Here is a 1,559-nt window from a genome sequence, read left to right as displayed (position 1 = left end):
ACGTACACACTCGATTAAAGGCTTCGCACGAGCGAATACCGATTACATCATAGGTAACAAGGTAAGTGATGTAAAAGTCACGAAAAAGGCTAAGGAATGGGCGAATAAAGGTAAAGTGCCCATCAACTATAAAAGGCAGCTTATCCATTACTGCTATGTATGTGATTTAACCGAAGCAAGTATAATCGCCTATTTATCAGACGAAAGCCTACAAGAGAATCCATTCCAGGAACTTAAGCAAGAAAACCTATTCGAGATTCCAGTTGTTATTACAGAAGAAGAAATACAGATACACCATGAAAAGATTATGTATTTAGAGTGGTGTAGAGATATGGGGATATTTCCTATTTGACGAAAAAAGCGAAGGAGTGAGTGAACGATGGGTGAAAAATACTTAATCATTTGCCTAAGACATGGGTATTGGAATAGATACGATAATCTTGTATTTTGGGGTAAAAACAGAAGTGGTTATTACTCTGACTTATCAAGGGTCGGTCTTTACACTAAAGATGAAGCTCTAAAGCTATGTGATGCAGGTGATTGCTTTATATCAATTGACAAAATTGGAATAACAAAAGAATTGTTTGAATCCATTAACCCAGCAATCGAAATTAAGGTTAAGAAAACAGATGAGATATGTAACTATGTAAATACTTTCGTAAGGATTATGAAAAATAAAGACCTTTTGAAATACGGAGTATAATGCACAGTTCGGAGAAAATGCGAACCAAACACCATGACCATATCATACTTACTACTATATTTCTAAGGAGGGAAGGAATGGCGACATTTGTAATAATACTTGGAATAACAACAGCAATAGCCGGTCTACTAGCTTGTATACCTAAAAGGGTTTATAAAACTTACGGAATTGCAACGTTAATAATTCTAATTTTTATTCTATGGGCTGGGAGTATTTAGGGGAGTTAATTCTCCCCCTTTATAACATACAAAGGAGGGTTTAGATGGATCCAGTAAAATTCGAAGAAATCTATAGCGGTATGAAGTTATGGGACAACGAAAACAAACGTTGGCAGAAAGTATTAAGAGTTTATTTGTGGGAGGACATCATTAAGAACAATCCCAATAAATACTACAAGCAGAAACCACAGGGGAGTTAGTCTCCCCACTTTCTTTAACCACTTGAAAGGGGATGATTGCACACCAAATAAACCCATGTATATGGGCTAGAGGAATTGTCCTCTTATATTTTTATCTTTAAATGGAACATACGTTTCTGTTATTTATCAGCAAGAACAAATAATTCGCCAATTTCAATTTCTAAGACCTCACATAAATCAGCAATAGTATCATAATGAATTTGATTATTTTCATTGTGATATAAACGGTCTAATGTACGTCTTGCAATTTTTTTATCGTGTTTCTCGAATAACCTAATTAACTCAGAGATACTTCTAATTTCTTTTTCCGCCATGATAACAGCCAAACGATTTTTTACTTGCATGGTGTTTTTACCTCCCTTTGTTAAATTTTATTCAAACACCATAAAAAATATTAACATATTATCATTTTTTTGCAAGTTTTTAGTAAAAAATATT

The 1,559-nt window shown here is 34.0% G+C and carries 5 protein-coding genes; 4 read left to right on the top strand and 1 reads right to left on the bottom strand.

The genetic code is table 11. The features are described 5' to 3' along the window. The 4 genes from G5W_RS23660 to G5W_RS23650 form a co-directional block, all read left to right on the top strand. Window positions 1–352 (top strand): hypothetical protein (locus tag G5W_RS23660; RefSeq protein WP_010093105.1); only part of this gene is annotated, 352 nt, incomplete at its 5' end. Between the two features lie 27 nt (window positions 353–379). Then, window positions 380–703, top strand: coding sequence for a hypothetical protein (locus G5W_RS0100020; protein ID WP_010093104.1), 324 nt, complete (start codon window positions 380–382; stop codon window positions 701–703). A gap of 77 nt (window positions 704–780) precedes the next feature. After that, window positions 781–921, top strand: a complete 141-nt coding sequence (locus G5W_RS23655) for a hypothetical protein (RefSeq protein WP_010093102.1) — start codon at window positions 781–783, stop codon at window positions 919–921. A gap of 44 nt (window positions 922–965) precedes the next feature. Beyond that, on the top strand, window positions 966–1,121 hold the full coding sequence (locus tag G5W_RS23650) for a hypothetical protein (RefSeq protein ID WP_010093100.1): 156 nt from the start codon (window positions 966–968) through the stop codon (window positions 1,119–1,121). Window positions 1,122–1,240: 119 nt separating this feature from the next. Here the strand turns inward: G5W_RS23650 and G5W_RS0100005 are convergent, their stop codons facing one another. After that, the gene (locus G5W_RS0100005) at window positions 1,241–1,465 is read right to left on the bottom strand and encodes a helix-turn-helix domain-containing protein (protein WP_010093098.1); all 225 of its coding nucleotides are present in this window, start codon (window positions 1,463–1,465) and stop codon (window positions 1,241–1,243) included. Between the last annotated feature and the right edge of the window lie 94 nt (window positions 1,466–1,559).

Origin of the sequence: Ornithinibacillus scapharcae TW25 (assembly GCF_000190475.1) — a bacterium.
GTDB classification, from domain to species: domain Bacteria; phylum Bacillota; class Bacilli; order Bacillales; family Amphibacillaceae; genus Ornithinibacillus; species Ornithinibacillus scapharcae.
Note: the sequence above shows the minus strand (reverse complement) of the source record. Positions and strands in the feature narration are given on the sequence as shown.

What these genes read in the sequence shown, in the direction of transcription:
- G5W_RS0100020 (WP_010093104.1), top strand. Translation starts at nt 380, where the DNA reads ATGGGTGAAAAATACTTAATCATTTGCCTAAGACATGGGTATTGGAAT.
- G5W_RS23655 (WP_010093102.1), top strand. Translation starts at nt 781, where the DNA reads ATGGCGACATTTGTAATAATACTTGGAATAACAACAGCAATAGCCGGT.
- G5W_RS23650 (WP_010093100.1), top strand. Translation starts at nt 966, where the DNA reads ATGGATCCAGTAAAATTCGAAGAAATCTATAGCGGTATGAAGTTATGG.
- G5W_RS0100005 (WP_010093098.1), bottom strand. Translation starts at nt 1,465, where the DNA reads ATGCAAGTAAAAAATCGTTTGGCTGTTATCATGGCGGAAAAAGAAATT.